Genomic DNA, 19,589 nt, shown 5'->3' with positions numbered 1-19,589 from the left:
GTGTTTTATGGGAAAATTAAGGGAAGATTATGATAATTATTTAGAAGGATTAGAAATTGAAAATCTTGTAGATGAAGCTATAGATTTTGAAGATTATAAGTATATGTATTCATTATATTTAAGGAAGTTAGGATTTTTTGAAGACTCTGAAGAGGGACTAGATTTAGCACTCTTAGAACTAGATAAATTAAGTAAGATTGATTTTATAGATGTTAGAGAACTTGGGATGGAAGTTTCTATAAGAGAAGGGTTCCACGGTAAATTAAAAGAGGAAATTTTAAATAGTACTGTGGAGTTTGAAAGATTTAATGCTATTTCAAGGGAAAATAGCAGAGAGTATATTGAAACTGATATTGGAATAGTAAATTTTGATTTACCTAAATTTTTAAGAGAAAATACATCCTTAAGAGTTAAAGACGGGTATAATATTGTAATTTATAGAATTAAAAATAATTTTGAAGATAAGTACAAGCTTATTGCTTTTAGGAATTTTGGGATGGATTACATTCTAAAAGATGACGTAGTTTTAGATACTTATTTTGAAGGTGTTGATTTATGTTTTCCTAAAGGATATGATAATTATTTAGAATTTTTAAAAGGTGATGGAAGTCTCTTTAGTTTTGTTGATGCTATAAGTTTGTTTAATGAAATTACTAATTTAAATGAAGAGGAAGAAGAAATTTTATATGGGGAAAATAGATATTTAAGTAATGCTTATATCCCAAATGAGCCGACTTTATATGAAGTAGGGGATAAGATTTATATTGATTACACTTCTATTCAAAAGGGCGATAGTGGAAACTATGATACGTTTATTAAAAATATAGTTTTATTTCAAAATAGGGAGTTTTCTTTAAAGAAATTTAGAAAAGAAATGGGTTCAATTTAAGGTAGCAAATGCTACCTTTTTTATTTTTAGAGGAAAAGTTATTTACAAAATAGTATTTGAAGACTAGTAATGAGTAGAGGTATATAATAAAAAATAAAAATGCAGATTTTCCTACAGAAATGTTACGAGATATTATTGGTACAAGGGATTTTCGCTATATCACTATAAATTTTTGATTTTTTGGACGAGTATAAATTCATAAGACAAGCTATTTAAAAAAGATAAAAGTAGACAAGTAAATTAACCAAGGACAAGCTATAAAAATATACCCATATTAAGACTGAAAATTATAAAATCAAATTACTTTTACACAAAAAATAGAGCTTATAAGATTAGATAAAATAATATGTTTTTCATAAGATCCCTCATAAATATAAACAAACCAATTTAAATAAACTTGAAGATACTTTGTTGCAACGCTTCTAAATTTTCTAAGCCATCTTCTTAAATTCAATATAAAATTAGAACAATTACTAAGTAAAATTTCACTTTCTTCTCTAGAGATTTCTAATTCTTTCTTTTTATGAAGGGTATAGTTTAACTTCTTTGATACAAGATAAGAAAATCTATCTTTTCCTGGTAAAAAGTAAGTGTTGAATACAGGATTAAACTCATTTAATAAATTCTCTATAGATTCTTTTGTAGGGCTCATAGAATCAAAGGATATCTTAGCTAACGAGTAATTATTTTTGTTAATAGTAGTAGCTACAAATATGTTTTTTCTTTTAGAAATAGTGCAAACCGGGGGAGTCTTTTGTCCTTTAAAGTTTTCTAAAAACTTAGTATGTCTCATAGCTGTAACAACATGTGCTCTTCTGGAATCTGTATAAGTTTCTATATGTTTTAGTATCTTGTGGCGCCACCTAAAAGATGTTTCTATGCAAATATTTAATCTATCTGCACAATCTCTTATAGTAGAGCCAGTTAGCATAAGACGAGTATATTTATCCCAAAGGTCAACGCCTTTTCTAGTGTTATGCCAGATGAGTCCAGTTCCTTCGTTAAAAGTTTTAAGACAATCCTTGCATTGAAACCTTTGGACATTCCTATATTTTCCGTATTTAATAAAGTGTTTTGAATCGCAATAGGGACAAGCTTGTGTATGTACCATAATCTCACCTCAAAAAAATTTGATTTTTTTAGTTATTTTGATTATGGACATAAAAAAGTGTCTTTATTCAGGTAAATAGATTAAAATACCAACAAAGAAGCAAAACAATGTTGTAGGGGAAATAAAAAATACTATAAAGGTAGAGATAAAAAGGTGCGTTTTAAAATATTTTACATAATGTTCAAAAATATATTGGAAGAAATAGGATGGTATTATATAATTAATTTATTAGAAGAAGGGGGAGTTATTATTATATGAAAAAAATTATATTATTTATTAGTTTGATATTTGTTTTTGGGTCTGTGCTTGTAGGGTGTAAAGAAGCTCAAAAGGACATAGATGTTGAAGCTACTGGAAATGAAATAGTTACAGCATTAGACGGTAAGACAAAAAAACTTCAAAAGTTTAATGAGGAAGAAGCAAAGGGAATACTTCCAGATTTAACTTTAGTTGAAGAATACAGCGTCTACGGATCTATGATGTCACCGCTTGAAACAGTTGGGATATTTAAAGTTAAAGATGGAAACTTAGACAAAGTTAAAGAAGAATTAGAAAAAACAAAAAAAGCTAAAAAGGAAGCAGCATTTTATCCAGCAGATAAGGATGCAGTTTCTAATGATGGTGCCTTAAAGGTTGTTTCAAATGGTAATTATGTTGGGATTTTTATCTTACCTGATTATGAAAATGCAACAGCTGATATTACAGATGAAGCTGTAACTATATTTAATAATAAATTTAAGTAATTTATGCGGGGTTAATCCCGCTTTTTTTAAGGGGTTAAAATGGTATTTAGTAGTTTAGTTTTTTTATTTAGATTCTTACCTTTGGCATTTATATTATATTTTATAACTCCAAGTAAGTATAAGAATTTCATATTGTTAATCCTTAGTTTGATTTTCTATTCTTTTGGCGAAGGTAGATATTTTTTTGTTATGCTATCATCAGTTTTTGTTGATTATTTTATGAGTCGACTTATAGATAAAAATAGGGATAATATAAAGAAAAAAAGACTTTTTTTAATAATATCTTTAGCATTTAATTTAGGATTACTATTTTATTTTAAATATTTTAATTTCTTCATTTCAAATATAAATAATGTATTTAATGTTAATATAACTGTACTAGAAAAGGTCTTACCTTTAGGGATAAGTTTTTATACGTTTCAGACTATGTCTTATACAATTGATGTATATAAGGGGAAGGTAAAAGTTCAAAAGAGTTTTATAGATTTTGCTACATTTGTTTGTATGTTTCCACAGCTTATAGCAGGACCTATAGTTAAATATAAAGATATATCTAAAGAATTAGGTGTAAGAAAGATATCTTTAAGTATGCTAAGCCTCGGGGTAGAATATTTTATATTAGGGCTTGCCTCTAAGGTTATTTTAGCAAACAATATTGGATTATTATTTAATGAAGTAAAAGAAATAGGGTTTGATAATGTCTCTACAATTTTAGCTTGGATTTCAATAATTAGCTTTGGTTTGCAGATATATTTTGATTTTCTAGGGTATTCCCTTATGGCTATAGGGCTTGGCAAAGCATTAGGATTTAATTTTCCAAAGAATTTTGATTATCCTTATATATCAAGAAGTATAAGTGAATTTTGGAGAAGGTGGCATATAACTCTTGGAAGTTGGTTTAGGGAGTATGTTTATATACCGCTTGGAGGAAATAGAACTAGGGTTTATTTGAATCTTTTTATAGTTTGGTTTTTAACAGGACTTTGGCATGGCGCAGAATATAACTTTATTTTGTGGGGGATATACTTTTTTGTATTTATATCTTTAGAGAAATTATTTCTTTTAAAGTTTTTAAATAAAAAGAAAGTATTTTCTCATATCTACACAATAATAATCCTTATAATAGGGTGGGCTATATTTTCTATGGATAATATAGAAGATTTAATATTATTATTTAAATCAATGTTTTCTTTAAGAATATCTTTTGATTTTTTATATTATTTATTAAATTATGGTGTAATACTTATTTTATGTCTTTTATTTTCTACAAAGGTTATAAGCAGAGTATATGAAAAGATAATTAGCAATACAATAAAGGAAATTCTTCTTTTAGTGCTTTTTATAATATCAGTAGCTTATATAGTAAGCAGCAGTTATAATCCATTTTTATATTTTAGATTTTAGGAGGAAAAATGAAGGGGAGATTATTTTACTTATTTAGTGGAACTATATTAGTAATAACATTGCTTGATATACTATCTAAAGATAAGGATATATCAGAAATAGAAAACAGAAAACTTCAAAATAAACCTAAATTTAAAACTGAGGATTATATAAATGGAAACTTTAAAGATAAATATAATAAATATTTAGACGATCAGTTTATTTTTAGAGATGAATTTATTACCTTAAAAGGAGTTAGTGAAAAACTTCTATTAAAAAAAGAAAATAACGGAGTTTACTTTGGAAAAGATGGGTATCTTTTAGAAAAAGTATTAGAAGTTTCCGATTTAAAGATAGAAAACAATATAAAATATATAAATAAATTTATAGAAAACAATAATTTAAAAACTTCAATTATGATAGTTCCAAACTCCTTTTATATTTTAAGAGATAAGCTTCCTATAAAAGCAAAGGAAATAGATAGTAAAGAAATAATAGAAAAAATCTATAAAGAGGTAGATAAGGCATCTTCTATAGATTTAATAAAACCTTTAGAAAATCAAAAGGATGATTATATTTTTTATAAAACTGACCACCACTGGACCACTTTAGGTGCTTTTATAGGATATAAAGAGTATTTAAACTCAATAGGAAAAGAAACTATAAATTTAGAAAACTTTAAAGAAGAGAAGGAATTTGATTTTTTAGGAAGTTACTTTTCTAAAAGTAAAAATATATTTATAGAGACTGATATAATTAGCTATTACGATTTTAATAACTTAGAAATTTTTATAGATGGAGTAAAAAAAGAATCATTAATAGATAAAGATTACTTTAAAGGAAGAGATAAATATTCTGCCTTTTTAAGTAGTAACAACAAATTAACTAAAATTATAAATAAAGATTTAAAAACAAATGAAAAGCTACTAGTAATAAAAGATTCTTACGGGAATTCTCTAGTTCCATTTTTAACTCAGAGTTTTAAAGAAGTCCATGTAGTTGATTTAAGATATTTTGATGAAAGTATAAAAACTTATATTAAAGAAAACAATATAAGTGAGTGTTTGATTGTTTATAATCTTGTTAATTTTACAAGAGATACAAGTGTTGTAAAATTAAGCTATTAAATGTACCGATACATTTTAAGTATCGGTATTTTTTTAGTATAATCACTTTAGAGAAAAAAGTTTCAGGACTTTAAGATAGAGGTGTAATTAATGGAAGTTACAAATAAACAAGATTTAAAAATCAGAAAATTAACTTTAACAGGACTTATGATAGCATTTACTTTTATAGCAGGAAGCATAATAAAGATACCAACACTAAACGGGATGATTCAACTTGGAGATTGTATGGTTCTCTTATCAGCAGTTTTACTTGGTAAAAAATATGGATTTTTTGCAGCTGCAACTGGAATGGCGTTAGTAGATATACTGGGAGGTTATGTGCTTTGGGCACCTTTTACTTTTATAATAAAAGGATTAGTTGCACTTACAGTTTCAATAATCATAAGTAAATCAAAAGAAAAAGGCTTTAAAACATTTTTATTTGCATTTATTTTAGGCGGAATAGTAAATGTAGTAGGGTATTTTATAGGAAACGCAATAATGGGCGGTATTATAGTTGGAGCTTCAAAGGGACTTTTAGGAAGTATGATTTACGCATTCTCACATCTTTTTGGAGATATAATTCAAACAGTTGCAGGAATTGTAATTGCTCTTCCTTTATCTAAGATGGTTTATAAATTTAAAACTAAAGTATTTAATTAGATACTAATTAAATAAAAAAAACTGCATCCTTTTTATAGGTGCAGTTTTTTCTGTTATAGATTTATTGATTAGTTACTTAAAAAACAAATGACTAATAAATTTTAAAAATAGTTTAAGAAATTAATCATTTACTTATCTATAGAAACAGTTCTAACTTTTATATCTTTATCTATAAACTCTTCTATGTCTTTTAACATTCTTTCGTTTTTAGGATCTATGAAAAGGCAAGTATAACCTTTTTCACCAGCTCTTCCTGTTCTACCTATTCTGTGAATATATCCTTCAACGCTTTCTGGTATATCGTAGTTGTAAATATTATCTACTCCAGAAATATCAAGGCCTCTTGAAGCTACGTCAGTTGCAATAAGGTATTGAACGTCTGCATCTCTAAAAGATTTAATAATTCTTTCACGTTTATTTTGAGGGATATCACTATGAAGCTTTTTACAGTTGAATTTTGCTTTTACCATAGCTTCTTCTAACATATCAACTCTTCTTTTAGTTCTACAGAAAATTATAGCCATAAAAGGATTATCTTCTTCTAATACTTTAAATAATGAAGCTTGCTTCCATCTATCAGTAGTTTTAACTACTTCTTGGTCTATATTAGTTAAAGTAACTTCTTCTTTTTTTATAGTTATAAGAGATGGGTTATTCATATATCTGTAAGCAAGTTTTTTTACTTTTGAATCCATAGTGGCTGAAAAACAAAGCATTTGATATTTTTTTGGCATCTCGCCCATTATGGAATCTACTTCATTTCTAAATCCCATAAATAAAAGTTGGTCAGCTTCGTCTAAAACAATAGTTTTGATTCCTTTTAAGCTTATAGATTCTCTCTTTAAGTGGTCTATAAGTCTTCCAGGGGTTGCTATAACTATGTGAATATTTTTCTTAAGTTTCTTTATTTGAGAACCTACATCTTTACCACCGTACATAGATAATACATTAGTGTTAAAAGCTTCTGAAAGTTTTTCAGCTTCTTCAGATATTTGAAGGGCTAATTCTCTAGTTGGAGAAATTATTAAAGCTTGAACAGAATTATTAGTAATATCTATATTTTGCATTATCGGAAGTAAAAAAGCTAAAGTTTTACCACTTCCAGTTTGAGATTCACAAATTGTATCTAGTCCATTAAGAATCTTTGGTATGCTTTCCTCTTGGATTGGAGTAGGCTTAGTAATACCATTTTGATTTAGTATTTTTATTAGTTTATCATTTATGTTTAAATCTTTAAAATTCATCTTAACTCCTTTTTCTAAACAAATTCATAAGATAAATTATACAATACTTACAAAGGGATAGAAACAAAAAAATTTACATAATTAAAAATAGGTACAGGTTTAAGTAGATTTTCATATAATATAGGAGGAAAAGTAGGTGAATATAGATGAAAAGAAAGGTTAGTATTATAGTAGCCTTAGGGGTAATCATGATGATCCTATTTAATTTTATTATATTCTTCTCTTTTAACTCCTTAGAAAATGAATTAAATAAAAATAAAAATACTAGATATGATATAGAAAATTTAGCTGAGTTTAGAAACGATGTTGTAGAGATGGCACAAATGCAAAAGCTTTGGGTTAGTACAAGTAACAACTATTATGAAGGAGAATTTCAAAAAAAAGTTCAAGAGGTAAATGAAGACCTAAAAACCCTTGAAAGGAGCAATCAAATACTAAAAGATGATAGCGAAACTCTTAGAGAGTATGTAGATGATTACGTGAAATTAGCTTATAAATTTAAACCAGTTAATAACGATAGTATAATTTCAAAGGAGATGGAGAGACAATTCTTAGAAGCAAATAAGATACAAATCGAAATTTTAAAGAAGTCTTCAAATTCAGTAGTTGATATAAATGATAATATAGAAGATACAAATAATAATATTTTAGATAAAAATAATATAGAAAAAAATATTCTTAGAGCTTTAGGAGCATTTGTCACATTTCTTTTTTCTTTGCCTATATATTTTCTAAAGAAATTAAATAAAGGGATTGAAAATTTATCATATAATGATAATATAGATCAAATAGTAAATATTTATGAGAAAAATCTAGAAGATATTAAAATAGATAAAGATGAAATAGATGATAGAAAGATTAAATGCAAAAAAATGCTGATATATTCAGAAGAGATATATGAAGAAGCAATAAGACAAGATGAAAGGTTAAATCAATGTTTTGAAACTTTATCTAAAATTGAAGTTATGATTCATTATCTAAAAGAAGAAATTAAAGTTATAGACGGTATAGAAGATGCAGATTCAAAAATAAGATATATTGAAGATATAGAAGAAGAGTTTGGAGAACTTAAGATATTATTTAAAACTCTTCCAAGTTACAATAGTATAATAATTAGTATGTCTAAAAAGAATAAAATTTAAAATGATTAAAATCCGAACAATAAAACAAAATAATGTAAAAAAATATGTGATATAACGAAAAAAATATCTTTAAATTTTTAAAAAGTGTGTTATAATTCATTTATATCATAAAACTGCTCGTATAAATTTAGGGATATGGCCTAAAAGTTTCTACCTACTGACCGTTAATCAGTGGACTACGAGGGACGTATTTAAAAGTCTTAGTATTTTTACTTTGAATTTAAGTATCCACCTCAAGAGAAAATCTTAAGGTGGATTTTTTTTTAACAAGCAGTTTATGAGAAAAACTTGTTAAAAGGATGTGTAATTAAAAAATGGACAACACGAATAATTCTAATGGAAGCTATAATTTAATGTATGGCATAAACGACAACCCTAAGTTAACTGAAAAAATAATCTTAGGATTTCAAAATATTTTTGCAGCTTTTGGGGGGATTATAGCAGTACCTTTAGTTGTATCTGGAGCCCTTGGGTTTGATGGTGCAACATCTACAGCGCTTTTAAGTGCTTCTATTTTAGCCTCAGGAATAGCTACAGTACTTCAAGCTAAGGGGGTAGGAAGAGTAGGTTCAAAACTTCCTTGCGTAATGGGGACAGACTTTACTTTTGTAGCACCTTCAATTGCAGTCGGTTCAGTTGCTGGTTTACCTGGAATAATAGGGGCGACTATATTAGGTTCTTTATTAGAATTTATTTTAAGTTTCTTTATAAGACCAATAATGAAGTTTTTTCCACCTTTAGTTATTGGAACTGTAGTCTGTTTAATCGGTCTTACTTTACTTCCTGTTTCTATGGACTGGGCAGCTGGAGGAGTTGGTTCTTCAGATTATGGAAGTTTAAGAAATGTTTCAATAGCTTTATTTGTAATGATTATAACTTTATTAATTAATAGATACGGAAAAGGTTTAGTTAGTAGCGCAGCTATTTTAATTGGAATGGGTATAGGGTATGTTTTATGTATAGGACTTGGAATGGTAGACTTTACTTTAGTTAAAGAATCAAGTTTCTTTGCTATTCCAAAGATCTTAGAATATGGAGTAAACTTTAACCCAGCATACGCTTTAGCATTTATCCCAGCGTATTTTGTAACTACAGTAGAAACAGTTGGATGTTTATCTACTATTTGTGAAGTATCAAAGGTTGATTCAAGCAAAGATAGATTATCAAGAGGAGTTTTAGCTGATGGTGTTGGAAGTATGGCAGCAGGTCTTGTTGGATCTTTCCCAAACACAACATTTAGCCAAAACGTAGGATTAATTCCTTTAACTAGAAATGCAAGTAGATCAGTAGCTACTATGGCAGGTATATTACTTATTCTTTTAGGATTTTCTCCTAAGTTTGCAGCATTTATAAACATAATGCCTCAGCCTGTATTAGGAGGAGTTGGAATAGTTATGTTTGGAACTATTGCGGCAGCTGGAATTAAAACTTTAAGTAAAGTAAATATAAATAATAGAAATTTATTAATTATTGCAACTTCTTTAGGGCTTGGTCTTGGAGTAACATTTAGACCAGAACTTATAAGTGGACTACCTGAAGGTTTAAAGATGGTATTTTCATCTGGAATAACAACAGGAACAATAACTGCACTTTTACTTAATATAATTTTAAAAGAAGAATCAGTAAAAGAAGAGGAATCAGAAATTGTAAAAGTAGAAGAAGAAGTTTTAAAGGAAAAGTCAAAGTCATTAGATATTAATGAAAGAGAAGTTACTGCATAAATTTTATAAAAACACCGTAAGCTAAAGTTAATAGCCTACGGTGTTTTTTATTTTAAGAGATATATTAATTTTAAGAGGTCTAATGGTTTAATCACTATATTATATGTATTAAATTATAAATGTGACTTACTAATAAATTAATTTAGGGTTAAAAATGGTGAATTAAATGCAAGGGTTTATAAAAAATAAGAATTTCGAAATAATCTACGATATATTCATAGGATTTTTATCCGTTATAGCAGTATTTGTTGTGTTTTTAAATTTTAATAAAAGTTTATCTGGCGCACAATCTATATTTTTAGAAAGGGCTGATAACATAATCTATATAATTTTTTTAATAGATGGTATTATTAAATGTTTTTTAGTTAAAGAGCCTTTAAAATTTATAAGAAAAAATAAAATAGATTATATAGCTTTAATTCCTTTTCAGTTTTTTATAAGTAGCAGTTTAGGAAGCATATTTAAACTTCTTAGAGTAGTAACCTATATACTTAGAATTTTAGATAATATGAAAGTATTTTTATTTTCTACAGGGTTTCTTCAATTAATAATTTTTACAGGGTTTATAACAGCTTTAGGTTCTTTTACTATATATTTCTTCGAAAAGGGTAAAGGAAATATAGAGTGCTATAGTGATGCTCTTTGGTTAAGTTTAGTTACCTTAACTACTGTAGGATATGGAGATGTAAGTCCAAGTACAGCAGAAGGAAAACTTATAGCTGTAATGTTAATGTTATCTGGAATTGGATTTTTGTCTATGTTAACTTCAACTATATCAACTTACATAATCGGTCTTAAGAAAAACCGATATAATTCTTTAAAAGAGGAAGATAAAAAAGTATATTTAGATATAACTGAATTAAGTGATGAAAAGCGAGAAACTTTAAAAAAGTTCTTTGAGTTTTTAAAAGAAGAATAAAAATACGAACATTTGTTCGTATTTTTTCTACTTTTAGCTAAGTTTTACATATATAATATATGTAGAGATTAGTTAAGGGGGGAATAAAAGATATGGAATTAATCTTAAAAGCAAAAAGAAACGATGAAATTTCAAAAAATATTATTATCGATAAATATAAACCACTTTTATATAAAAATTTAAATAAGTATAAGTATATAGTAGGGTATGATTTTGAAGATTTATATCAATATGGGGTATTAACTATTTTAAAAGCTATAAAAGAATTTGATGAAGAGAAAAGTAATTCTTTTGGGGCCTATTTAAAGTTTGCTTTAAATAATAACTTTGCCTACCTTTGTAGAAGGGAAAACGACGAAAATAAAAAAACAACTAGTTTAAATGTAACAAATGAAGAGGGGCTAGAGATAATAGATTTACTAGAAGATGATGAGACTATTGAAAAGATTTATATGGAAAATATGGAAGTTCAAAGAATACTAGACTCTATAGAGAAATTAGATCTAGAAGAAAAAGAACTTTGCAAGCATTTAATTAAAGATGAATCTAGAGGAAGTCTTAAGAATTTTTCTCATAATAAAAATATCCCGTATCATAAAATTTTATATAGAAAAAAGGTATTAAGTAATAAATTAAAAGCTATACTAAAAAATGTATAATATATAAAAGACTAGATTATTAAAAGTATATTATAAATAAACTGTAAACAGTTTCAATATATAAAATTATTATATGGATAATTGATAAATAGATAATTTATTAAAAAACAATTTTATAGACAAATAATAATACTATTTGACATTTTTCTGAGATTTGTTACAATTACGTAGTAGAATTAAATATTGGGTAAGATAGAGGTCGCAATAATGAAAAGTAGTATTAAGGAGTAAAGCAGCAGTGAATTAATATGAAAGGCATTGTTGCCGAAGTGTGTATATAAAGCTTTAAAAATATGCGCTGGTTTTGTATAAAATATATGCAAGACTGTCACAAAAAAATTTGTGGAGTGCTATCTTTGTTGTTTGTAATTCAAGCTCAAAGACTAGCCTTTGGGTTATTTTTTTACCCTAGACATCTTAGGAGGAAAAAATGGAAGAAAGAAATTTGAAAAAAGAAATTGGCCTGTTTATGGCTACCATGCTTGTTTGTGGTAACATGATAGGTTCTGGAGTATTTATGCTTCCAGCTACCTTAGCGCAATTATCAGGGCCAATGGCAACAATTATTGCTTGGGTTATAACATCATTAGGTTCAATCCTTATAGCGTTATCCTTTGCTAATTTAGGATCAAAGTTTACAGTTACTGGAGGTCCTTACCAATATACTAAACACGCTTTTGGAGAATTTGCAGGGTTTTTATGTGCATGGTTATACTGGAACGGTTCATGGATTGGAAATGCAGCTATTTTAGTAGCGCTTACAAGTTATAGTGCAGCTGTTATACCAGCTTTATCAAATCCACTATATTCAATTATCTTTTCAAGTGCAATGCTTTGGATTTTCACAATAATTAATATTGTTGGTGTTAAACAAGCAGGTAAACTTCAAACTATAGCAACTGTATTTAAAATTGCATTCTTTGCTATATTTGTAGTAGTAGCTTTATTACATTTTAATGTGGCTAACATAACACCTATGATACCGACTGGAAAAGGATTAAATACTATTCCTCTTGCAGCAACTTCAACTTTATGGGCTTTCGTAGGTCTAGAAAGTGCAAGTGTTACAGCAGGTGAAATTAAAAATCCAGAGAAAAACGTTAAAAAGAGTACTATTTACGGAATGATAATTGCAGCTTGTGTTTATATATTAATAAGTGTTGCAAGTATGGGCGCTATGCCAAATGCTGAACTTGCACAAAGTCAAGCACCGCTTACTGATATATTAACAAATATTTTAGGTTCATCAATCGGTAGACCAATAACAATTGCAGTTGTAATCTGTATTTTAGGTACAACTATAGGTTGGCTTTTATCAACTGCTCGTGTTGCTTTTGCAGCAGGAGAAGATGGAGTATTCCCAAAATTCTTTGGAAAACTTCACCCAGTTCATAAAACACCAGCTAACGCATTAATTGCAGGGTCAGTTTTAGTTAATATATTATTAGTTATGAATTTTCAAAAGAGTATGGTATCAGCATTTACATTTATAACATTACTTGCTACGTTATCATTCTTACCGATATATTTATTAACTTCTTGTGCTGAAATAATGCTAATGTTTAAAAAAGGTGAGAAGTTTAACTTTGGAATATTCGTAAAGAGAGCATTTATACCTTTATTAGCATTTATTTATTCTGTTTGGACTATTTATGGATCTGGTGCAGAAACAGTAATGTGGGGATTCATCCTTATGTTAATCGGCGTACCATTTTATATATTTAACTACCACAAGAATAAATTAGATACACAAAACACAGATATTATTTAAAAGATTAGCTACCTAATTTTGAATTAATCACTTAAGGGTTTTAAGGGAAATTCATTTAGGTAGCTTTTTTTGCGAACTAAACATATAAAAGATATATTTTAAACTCTATAAATTTTAGATAACATCTAAAATTTAACTTAAAGTTAGAAAATGTAATACTTTTATTTTAATTATTCTCTTTTAGCATAAATATATAATTACATCAATATACTTATGTTAAGGAGGGGAAGATATGGGTAAAATCAGTCTTTGTATAATAGCTAAGGATGAAGAAAAACTAATTTCTAATGCCATAAATAGTGCTAAAGATTATGTAGATGAAATTGTAGTTGTAGATACAGGTTCTAAAGATAGAACGATTGAAATAGCAAAAACATTTACAGATAATGTATTTAAAATGAATTTTGAAAATGACTTTTCAAAGATAAGAAACTTTGGAATATCAAAAGCAAACTCAGAGTGGGTGCTATTTTTAGATTGTGATGAGGAGTTAGATAAGTTTAGTTCGGAAAATTTAAAAAATGTAATAGAAGATGAATATGTAGCTGTAAGTTTTAGAGTAAGTGGGATTTTAGATAGAGTTAAGAGAAGCGCCGTTAATGATATTAGATTAATAAAAAAGGATAGAGGTATATTCTTTAGTGGGAAAATTGGGGAGAGTCCTTTAAAATCTATAATAAATACCTTTGGGCGAGAAAAAATAAATTATACAACATTAGAAATAAAGCATTTTGGTAATGATAAAAATATAGTTAATTTAGAAAGTAAAGTTTCTAGAAATTTAAAGATATTTAATTCAATTAATAATAAAGAAAGAGATGGAGAATACTATTTTAAGCTTGGAAACGAGTATGGAAGGCTTAATAACTTTAAAAAAGCCCTTGAGATGTATAACATATCTCTTTTAAAATGCGATTGTGGAGATTGGATTGAGGAACTACCAAGACTTATAATAAATAAAGTTAAAGCACTTCATATGCTTAAGTGTTTTGATGAAGAAGAAATGTTTATAAGTAAGTGGTTAAAGGTATATAAGGAATTTAAGGATTTATATTTTATGAAGACACTTCTTTATAGGGATAAGGGTGAGTTTAAAAAATCATATGATAGTCTCCTTTCTTATTTAGAAAAAAGAGAAAATATTATTTATCCATCAAGTGCATTTGATGAGTTTATAGATATAAAGAAATTTAAAGATGAATTATTTTATTTATCACAGATTATAAGTTAAATAAAGACACACATGTGAAAATAAATTATATTCACATGTGTGCTTTTTATTTTTTACCGTTTAATCTATCTTTTTTTAGAAGTCTCTTTGTTTTAGCTAAATAGTACTGCCTTGTTATTGTAGAAACGAACATAACACCAAGGGCTAAAGTACCAGCACTTGCTAGAGTGTTTAATCCAAGTTCAAGAGCTTTTGATACATCACCGCTTACAGCTGAATACATTGTGTAATACATCCCAGCACCTGGAACTAGTGGAAGTAGTGCACAAACAACCAAAGTTGTAACTGGTGTTTTAAGCTTTCTTGCAAGTACTTCTGAATAAATACTAAAGCATACAGAAGAAGCAAAAAGTGAAGCAACGTTTGAGAAGCCAAGTTTTAATCCAAGTGAATAGATAAACCAAGCTATTCCACCACCTATAGTTGTAAATATAAGGTTTCTACCTTGTATATTAAAAATAATTGCAAACCCGAAGGTTGCAACTAAAGAACATAAAGTTTCTGTAATCATTATAAGCTACCTCCAAAGTAATTTAACCATACACTAAGTACAGCACCAGTTCCACACGCTATAGAAACAGCAATTAAAAAAGCTTCAAAACCCTTAGTTATTCCAGATAAAAAGTCGCCTGCTATTGTGTCACGAATTGCATTTGTTATTGAAAGTCCAGGGACAAGAAGCATTATAGAACCTATTATAGTTTCGTCGACTCCTAGTATAACTCCAAATTTAAAGAATATTATAGCAAGTAATGATGCAATTGCAGCACAAATACTATTAATAAAAAATTCGTTTATTCCCATCTTGCTAAATGTGATTCCTAAATATTTTATAAGTCCTCCTATTAAAAAAGCTGAGATTATATCTCTAAAGTTTCCATTAAATAAAGTTGTAAATGCGCCTCCAGCTAAACCAGAGAAAAATATAGTAGTAGCCATAGAATATCTATTTGTACTTTCTATTTGTATTAACTCATCTTCAATTTCTTCAAAGGATAGTGGTTTAGTTGTGATTTTTCTTGAAAGGTTATTTATAAGTTCTATTTTATTTAAATTAGTTCCACGTACTTTAACTCTTTTAACTAGAGAATATGTTTTGTAATCTTTAGAAACAGACACTACAATACCAGTAGGTGTAACAAAGCTATCTGCATAATCAACTCCATAAGATAAGCAAATCCTATTTATAGTTTCTTCAACTCTATAAGTCTCTCCACCGCTACTTAACATTATGCTACCTGCTCTAGTTGCAAGATGAAGTAATCTATCTATATCCAAAGTAACCACCTCAATTCTAAAAAAATCTTATATAACATTATAACATATAGATTTGATACAAACATTAATTGAATGTGCGTGAGTGACGGAATTTATCTTTTTATAATAATTTATTTAATAATTTATAAAAAAATCATTGTAATTCTTAAGTGGGATAACTATAATTTGTTATAAATAATTAAAATAGGGGTGTTATTATGAATTTTGACAATTTAAAAAAGACAGACGTAAAAATATACGACCTTATTGAAGAGGAAGTAGAGAGACAAGAAGAGGGAATAGAACTTATAGCCTCAGAGAATTTTACAAGCGAAGCTGTAATGGAAGCTATGGGATCATACCTTACTAATAAGTATGCTGAAGGATATCCAGCTAAAAGATATTATGGTGGATGTTACGTAGTAGACAAAATAGAAGATATAGCAAGAGACAGAGCTTGTAAATTATTTAACGCAGAACATGCAAATGTACAACCTCACTCAGGTTCTCAAGCAAATATGGCAGTTTATTTCACGATTTTAGAGCCAGGTGATACTGTTTTAGGAATGGATTTAAGCCACGGAGGTCACTTAACTCACGGTTCAGGAGTTAATTTCTCAGGGAAATTATTTAACTTTGTTTCATATGGTGTAGATAAAGAAACAGAAGTAATTGATTATGAAAATGTAAGAAAAATCGCATTAGAATGCAAGCCTAAACTTATAGTTGCAGGTGCTAGTGCATATGCAAGAAAGTTAGATTTTAAAAGATTTAAAGAAATAGCAGATGAAGTAGGGGCATACCTTATGGTTGATATGGCACATATTGCAGGTCTTGTTGCAGCAGGAGTGCATGAATCACCAGTTCCTTATGCTGACTTTGTAACTTCAACTACTCATAAAACTTTAAGAGGCCCAAGAGGTGGATTAATTTTATGTAAAGAAAAATTTGCTAAAGATTTAGATAAAAATATTTTCCCAGGAATCCAAGGCGGACCTTTAATGCACGTTATTGCAGGGAAAGCAGTTTGTTTTAAAGAAGCTTTAGAGCCTGAATTTAAAACTTATATGGAAAACGTAATTTTAAACTGTAAGGTACTAGGAGAGGAATTAATAAAGCATGGATTTAAATTAGTTTCAAGCGGAACTGATAACCATTTAATATTAGTTGATTTAACTAACAAAGACATTACTGGTAAGGAAGCAGAACAACTTTTAGATAAAGTTGGTGTTACTTTAAATAAAAATAGTATTCCAGATGAGAAGAGGAGTCCATTTGTAACTTCAGGTGTTAGAATTGGGACAGCAGCTATAACAACTAAAGGGTACAATGCTGAAGATATGAAAGAAATCGCAAGCATTATAAATGATGTTATAGAAACTCGTGAAGAAAACTTAGACGCATTAAGAGAAAGAGTATTAAAACTAAGTTCAAAACATAGAATGTATAAGTAAGTTTTAGAGATTACCGTAAAAGGTAGTCTCTTTTTTATGTATAGCAAGAAATTTTAAATAATACAAAAGGAGAAATTAGTGAGTAGAGGTATATAATAAAAAATAAAAATGCAGATTTTCCTACAGAAATGTTACGAGATATTATTGGTACAAGGGATTTTCGCTATATTCTTATAAATTTATGAAATTTTGGACAAGTATAAATCAATAAGACAAGGTATCTAAAAAAGATAAAAGTAGACAAGTAAATTAACCAAGGACAAGCTATTAAAGTAGAGTTCTATTAGGACTAATTTATAATAAAAATTAAAGCACTTTCACACAAAAAATTGAGCTTATAAGATTAGATAAAATAGTATGTTTTTCATAGGATCCTTCGTAAATGTAAACAAACCAATTCAAATAAACTTGAAGATATTTTGTAGCGACGCTTCTAAATTTTCTAAGCCATCTTCTTAAATTCAATATAAAATTAGAACAATTACTAAGTAAAATTTCACTTTCTTCTCTAGAAATCTCTAATTCTTCCTTTTTATGAAGGGTATAGTTTAACTTCTTTGATACAAGGTAAGAAAACCTATCTTTTCCTGGTAAAAAATAAGTGTTGAATACAGGATTAAACTCATTTAATAAATTCTCTATAGATTCTTTTGTAGGGCTCATAGAATCAAAGGATATCTTAGCTAGAGAGTAATTATTTTTATTGATAGTAGTAGCTACAAAGATGTTTTTTCTTTTAGAAATAGTGCAAACCGGGGGAGTCTTTTGTCCTTTAAAGTTTTCTAAAAACTTAGTATGTCTCATAGCTGTAACTACATGAGTTCTTCTGGAATCTGTATAAGTTTCTATATGTTTTAGTATCTTGTGGCGCCATCTAAAAGATGTTTCTATACAAATATTTAGTCTATCTGCACAATCTCTAATAGTAGAACCAGATAGCATAAGACGAGTGTATTTATCCCAAAGTTCTACGCTCTTTCTAGTGTTATGCCAGATGAGTCCAGTTCCTTCGTTAAAAGTTTTAAGACAATCCTTACATTGATATCTTTGGACATTCCTATATTTCCCGTATTTAATAAAGTGTTTTGAATCGCAATAGGGACAAGCAGATGTATGTACCATAATCTCACCTCGAAAAATTTTGATTTTTTTAGTTATTTTGATTATGGACATAAAAAAGTGCCTTTATTCAGGTAAATAGATTAAAATACCAACAAAGAAGCAAAACAATGCTGTATGGGTGTTTAAGGTGTAGTATTGGAGGTAGTGATTTTAGGAATTTAAGGTTTATTAAATTCTTTTTAGTGTTTAGATTTTAAGAACGTATTAGCATTTTTATTATTTATTAATAAAATAATAAGGCGTAATAATTTAAAGGAATTATGATATGGGGAAAAGAAAACTAAAAAGATTATTTATTTTTTCAGATAGAATCAATATAAATTCAGAATCAAAAGTAGTTTTTATTAGTGATGTTCATAGGGGGAATGGAGGATACACAGACACACTTTTAAAAAATAAAAACATATACTTATCCGCACTTAGATATTACTTAAAAGAAGAATATACTTTAATTGAACTAGGAGATGGGGATGAACTTTGGAAAAATAAAGATGCAAGGCATATAGCATACGAATATAAGGATGTGTTTAGAATACTAAATAGGTTCAACACTAATAAAAGATTATTTATGATTTGGGGAAATCATGATAGTATAAAAGGAAAGAAAAGGTTTAAAGATATACAGAAAAAAAAGTTAAAACAATATGGTGAAAGCTATGGCATAGAATTTTTAGATTTAATTTCTAATATAGAATTTAAAGAGAGTTATGTTTTAAGTTATGAACCTCTAGAAAAAGAAATATTTGTGTTTCACGGTCATCAATTAGATTTCTTTAATTCAGAACTTTCTAGATTAAGCAAATTTTTAGTAAGATACTTTTGGAGATTTTTAGAGGGGATATTAGGTTTTAAAGAACCGACAAGCCCTGCTAACAATCATGTTAAATGCAATAATTTAGATAGGGAATACAAGAAATTTTCAAAAGAAAATAAAAAAATGATAATATGTGGACACACCCATGATGTAAGATTTCCATCTCCAGAAGAAGAACTTTATTTTAATGATGGTTCTTGCGTTAATAATTTTGGAATTACAACTATTGAAATTAATAGAGGAGTAATTGCATTAATTAAATGGAGTATAGAAATAGATGAAAACAATAGGCTTTATATAAAGAGAAGCGTTATAGAAGGGCCAGAGCCACTATCAAATTATTTTAAAGAATTAGAGTGA

General features: G+C 27.9%; 18 protein-coding genes and 2 riboswitches. Of the genes, 13 read left to right on the top strand and 5 right to left on the bottom strand.

What is annotated here, in order from left to right; genetic code table 11:
- The first annotated feature begins 7 nt into the window (after positions 1-7).
- Positions 8-889 carry a hypothetical protein gene (locus INR60_RS06365; protein ID WP_194190639.1) on the top strand — a complete coding sequence of 294 codons (882 nt, stop codon included), beginning with the start codon at positions 8-10 and terminating at the stop codon, positions 887-889.
- Positions 890-1,184: 295 nt separating this feature from the next.
- On the opposite strand, the gene INR60_RS06360 is transcribed toward INR60_RS06365, so the two are convergent.
- Entirely contained in the window at positions 1,185-2,000 is an 816-nt protein-coding gene (locus INR60_RS06360; RefSeq protein WP_194190638.1) for an IS1/IS1595 family N-terminal zinc-binding domain-containing protein, read from the bottom strand.
- 254 nt (positions 2,001-2,254) lie between these two features.
- Here INR60_RS06360 and INR60_RS06355 point away from each other — a divergent pair, with 254 nt between their 5' ends.
- The 4 genes from INR60_RS06355 (at position 2,255) to INR60_RS06340 (ending at position 5,895) form a co-directional block, all read left to right on the top strand.
- Positions 2,255-2,743: a DUF4358 domain-containing protein gene (locus tag INR60_RS06355; protein ID WP_194190637.1), complete on the top strand. Its 489-nt coding sequence runs from the start codon at positions 2,255-2,257 to the stop codon at positions 2,741-2,743.
- A gap of 39 nt (positions 2,744-2,782) precedes the next feature.
- Positions 2,783-4,147 (top strand): MBOAT family O-acyltransferase, encoded by a 1,365-nt coding sequence (locus tag INR60_RS06350; RefSeq protein ID WP_194190636.1) that lies wholly within the window; start codon positions 2,783-2,785, stop codon positions 4,145-4,147.
- Positions 4,148-4,155: 8 nt separating this feature from the next.
- A complete protein-coding gene (locus tag INR60_RS06345; protein ID WP_194190635.1) occupies positions 4,156-5,253 on the top strand; it encodes a DHHW family protein in 1,098 nt (365 codons plus the stop codon).
- A 90-nt stretch (positions 5,254-5,343) separates the two neighbouring features.
- Positions 5,344-5,895, top strand: coding sequence for an ECF transporter S component (locus INR60_RS06340; protein ID WP_194190634.1), 552 nt, complete (start codon positions 5,344-5,346; stop codon positions 5,893-5,895).
- A 128-nt stretch (positions 5,896-6,023) separates the two neighbouring features.
- Here INR60_RS06340 and INR60_RS06335 read toward each other — a convergent pair whose 3' ends face one another.
- A complete protein-coding gene (locus INR60_RS06335) occupies positions 6,024-7,139 on the bottom strand; it encodes a DEAD/DEAH box helicase (protein WP_194190633.1) in 1,116 nt (371 codons plus the stop codon).
- 146 nt (positions 7,140-7,285) lie between these two features.
- Between INR60_RS06335 and INR60_RS06330 the strand changes: the two genes are divergently transcribed.
- The 6 genes from INR60_RS06330 to INR60_RS06305 all read left to right on the top strand — a co-directional run bounded on the left by INR60_RS06330 (position 7,286) and on the right by INR60_RS06305 (position 14,582).
- Positions 7,286-8,281 (top strand): hypothetical protein, encoded by a 996-nt coding sequence (locus INR60_RS06330; RefSeq protein WP_194190632.1) that lies wholly within the window; start codon positions 7,286-7,288, stop codon positions 8,279-8,281.
- Between the two features lie 97 nt (positions 8,282-8,378).
- Positions 8,379-8,480: riboswitch (purine riboswitch) on the top strand.
- A gap of 115 nt (positions 8,481-8,595) precedes the next feature.
- Positions 8,596-10,002 carry a uracil-xanthine permease family protein gene (locus INR60_RS06325; RefSeq protein WP_194190631.1) on the top strand — a complete coding sequence of 469 codons (1,407 nt, stop codon included), beginning with the start codon at positions 8,596-8,598 and terminating at the stop codon, positions 10,000-10,002.
- A gap of 166 nt (positions 10,003-10,168) precedes the next feature.
- Positions 10,169-10,921: a potassium channel family protein gene (locus INR60_RS06320; protein WP_194190630.1), complete on the top strand. Its 753-nt coding sequence runs from the start codon at positions 10,169-10,171 to the stop codon at positions 10,919-10,921.
- A gap of 92 nt (positions 10,922-11,013) precedes the next feature.
- A complete protein-coding gene (locus tag INR60_RS06315; protein ID WP_194190629.1) occupies positions 11,014-11,580 on the top strand; it encodes a sigma-70 family RNA polymerase sigma factor in 567 nt (188 codons plus the stop codon).
- A gap of 185 nt (positions 11,581-11,765) precedes the next feature.
- Positions 11,766-11,941, top strand: a riboswitch (Lysine riboswitch).
- 69 nt (positions 11,942-12,010) lie between these two features.
- Entirely contained in the window at positions 12,011-13,351 is a 1,341-nt protein-coding gene (locus INR60_RS06310; RefSeq protein WP_194190628.1) for an APC family permease, read from the top strand.
- Positions 13,352-13,583: 232 nt separating this feature from the next.
- Positions 13,584-14,582: a glycosyltransferase family 2 protein gene (locus INR60_RS06305; RefSeq protein ID WP_194190627.1), complete on the top strand. Its 999-nt coding sequence runs from the start codon at positions 13,584-13,586 to the stop codon at positions 14,580-14,582.
- Positions 14,583-14,628: 46 nt separating this feature from the next.
- Here INR60_RS06305 and INR60_RS06300 read toward each other — a convergent pair whose 3' ends face one another.
- Complete coding sequence (locus INR60_RS06300; protein WP_194190626.1) at positions 14,629-15,093, bottom strand: threonine/serine exporter family protein; 465 nt, start codon at positions 15,091-15,093, stop codon at positions 14,629-14,631.
- Positions 15,093-15,860: a threonine/serine exporter family protein gene (locus INR60_RS06295; RefSeq protein ID WP_194190625.1), complete on the bottom strand. Its 768-nt coding sequence runs from the start codon at positions 15,858-15,860 to the stop codon at positions 15,093-15,095. The genes INR60_RS06300 and INR60_RS06295 overlap by 1 nt, the downstream gene beginning before the upstream one ends.
- A gap of 197 nt (positions 15,861-16,057) precedes the next feature.
- Between INR60_RS06295 and glyA the strand changes: the two genes are divergently transcribed.
- Positions 16,058-17,293 (top strand): serine hydroxymethyltransferase, encoded by a 1,236-nt coding sequence (gene glyA, locus INR60_RS06290; RefSeq protein WP_194190624.1) that lies wholly within the window; start codon positions 16,058-16,060, stop codon positions 17,291-17,293.
- 306 nt (positions 17,294-17,599) lie between these two features.
- Here glyA and INR60_RS06285 read toward each other — a convergent pair whose 3' ends face one another.
- Positions 17,600-18,415 (bottom strand): IS1/IS1595 family N-terminal zinc-binding domain-containing protein, encoded by an 816-nt coding sequence (locus tag INR60_RS06285; protein ID WP_194190623.1) that lies wholly within the window; start codon positions 18,413-18,415, stop codon positions 17,600-17,602.
- A 265-nt stretch (positions 18,416-18,680) separates the two neighbouring features.
- Between INR60_RS06285 and INR60_RS06280 the strand changes: the two genes are divergently transcribed.
- Positions 18,681-19,589: a metallophosphoesterase gene (locus INR60_RS06280; protein ID WP_194190622.1), complete on the top strand. Its 909-nt coding sequence runs from the start codon at positions 18,681-18,683 to the stop codon at positions 19,587-19,589.

Source organism: Clostridium chrysemydis (genome assembly GCF_015234215.1).
In the GTDB taxonomy this organism is placed as follows: Bacteria; Bacillota; Clostridia; order Clostridiales; family Clostridiaceae; genus Clostridium; species Clostridium chrysemydis.
The sequence above is the reverse complement of the archived record's forward strand: the minus strand, read 5'-3'. Positions and strand labels throughout refer to the sequence as shown.

Coding starts and splice junctions, on each gene's coding strand:
- INR60_RS06360 (WP_194190638.1), bottom strand. CDS start 2,000: ATGGTACATACACAAGCTTGTCCCTATTGCGATTCAAAACACTTTATT.
- INR60_RS06350 (WP_194190636.1), top strand. CDS start 2,783: ATGGTATTTAGTAGTTTAGTTTTTTTATTTAGATTCTTACCTTTGGCA.
- INR60_RS06325 (WP_194190631.1), top strand. CDS start 8,596: ATGGACAACACGAATAATTCTAATGGAAGCTATAATTTAATGTATGGC.
- INR60_RS06330 (WP_194190632.1), top strand. CDS start 7,286: ATGAAAAGAAAGGTTAGTATTATAGTAGCCTTAGGGGTAATCATGATG.
- INR60_RS06340 (WP_194190634.1), top strand. CDS start 5,344: ATGGAAGTTACAAATAAACAAGATTTAAAAATCAGAAAATTAACTTTA.
- INR60_RS06355 (WP_194190637.1), top strand. CDS start 2,255: ATGAAAAAAATTATATTATTTATTAGTTTGATATTTGTTTTTGGGTCT.
- INR60_RS06335 (WP_194190633.1), bottom strand. CDS start 7,139: ATGAATTTTAAAGATTTAAACATAAATGATAAACTAATAAAAATACTA.
- INR60_RS06345 (WP_194190635.1), top strand. CDS start 4,156: ATGAAGGGGAGATTATTTTACTTATTTAGTGGAACTATATTAGTAATA.
- INR60_RS06315 (WP_194190629.1), top strand. CDS start 11,014: ATGGAATTAATCTTAAAAGCAAAAAGAAACGATGAAATTTCAAAAAAT.
- INR60_RS06320 (WP_194190630.1), top strand. CDS start 10,169: ATGCAAGGGTTTATAAAAAATAAGAATTTCGAAATAATCTACGATATA.
- INR60_RS06285 (WP_194190623.1), bottom strand. CDS start 18,415: ATGGTACATACATCTGCTTGTCCCTATTGCGATTCAAAACACTTTATT.
- glyA (WP_194190624.1), top strand. CDS start 16,058: ATGAATTTTGACAATTTAAAAAAGACAGACGTAAAAATATACGACCTT.
- INR60_RS06305 (WP_194190627.1), top strand. CDS start 13,584: ATGGGTAAAATCAGTCTTTGTATAATAGCTAAGGATGAAGAAAAACTA.
- INR60_RS06280 (WP_194190622.1), top strand. CDS start 18,681: ATGGGGAAAAGAAAACTAAAAAGATTATTTATTTTTTCAGATAGAATC.
- INR60_RS06300 (WP_194190626.1), bottom strand. CDS start 15,093: ATGATTACAGAAACTTTATGTTCTTTAGTTGCAACCTTCGGGTTTGCA.
- INR60_RS06310 (WP_194190628.1), top strand. CDS start 12,011: ATGGAAGAAAGAAATTTGAAAAAAGAAATTGGCCTGTTTATGGCTACC.
- INR60_RS06365 (WP_194190639.1), top strand. CDS start 8: ATGGGAAAATTAAGGGAAGATTATGATAATTATTTAGAAGGATTAGAA.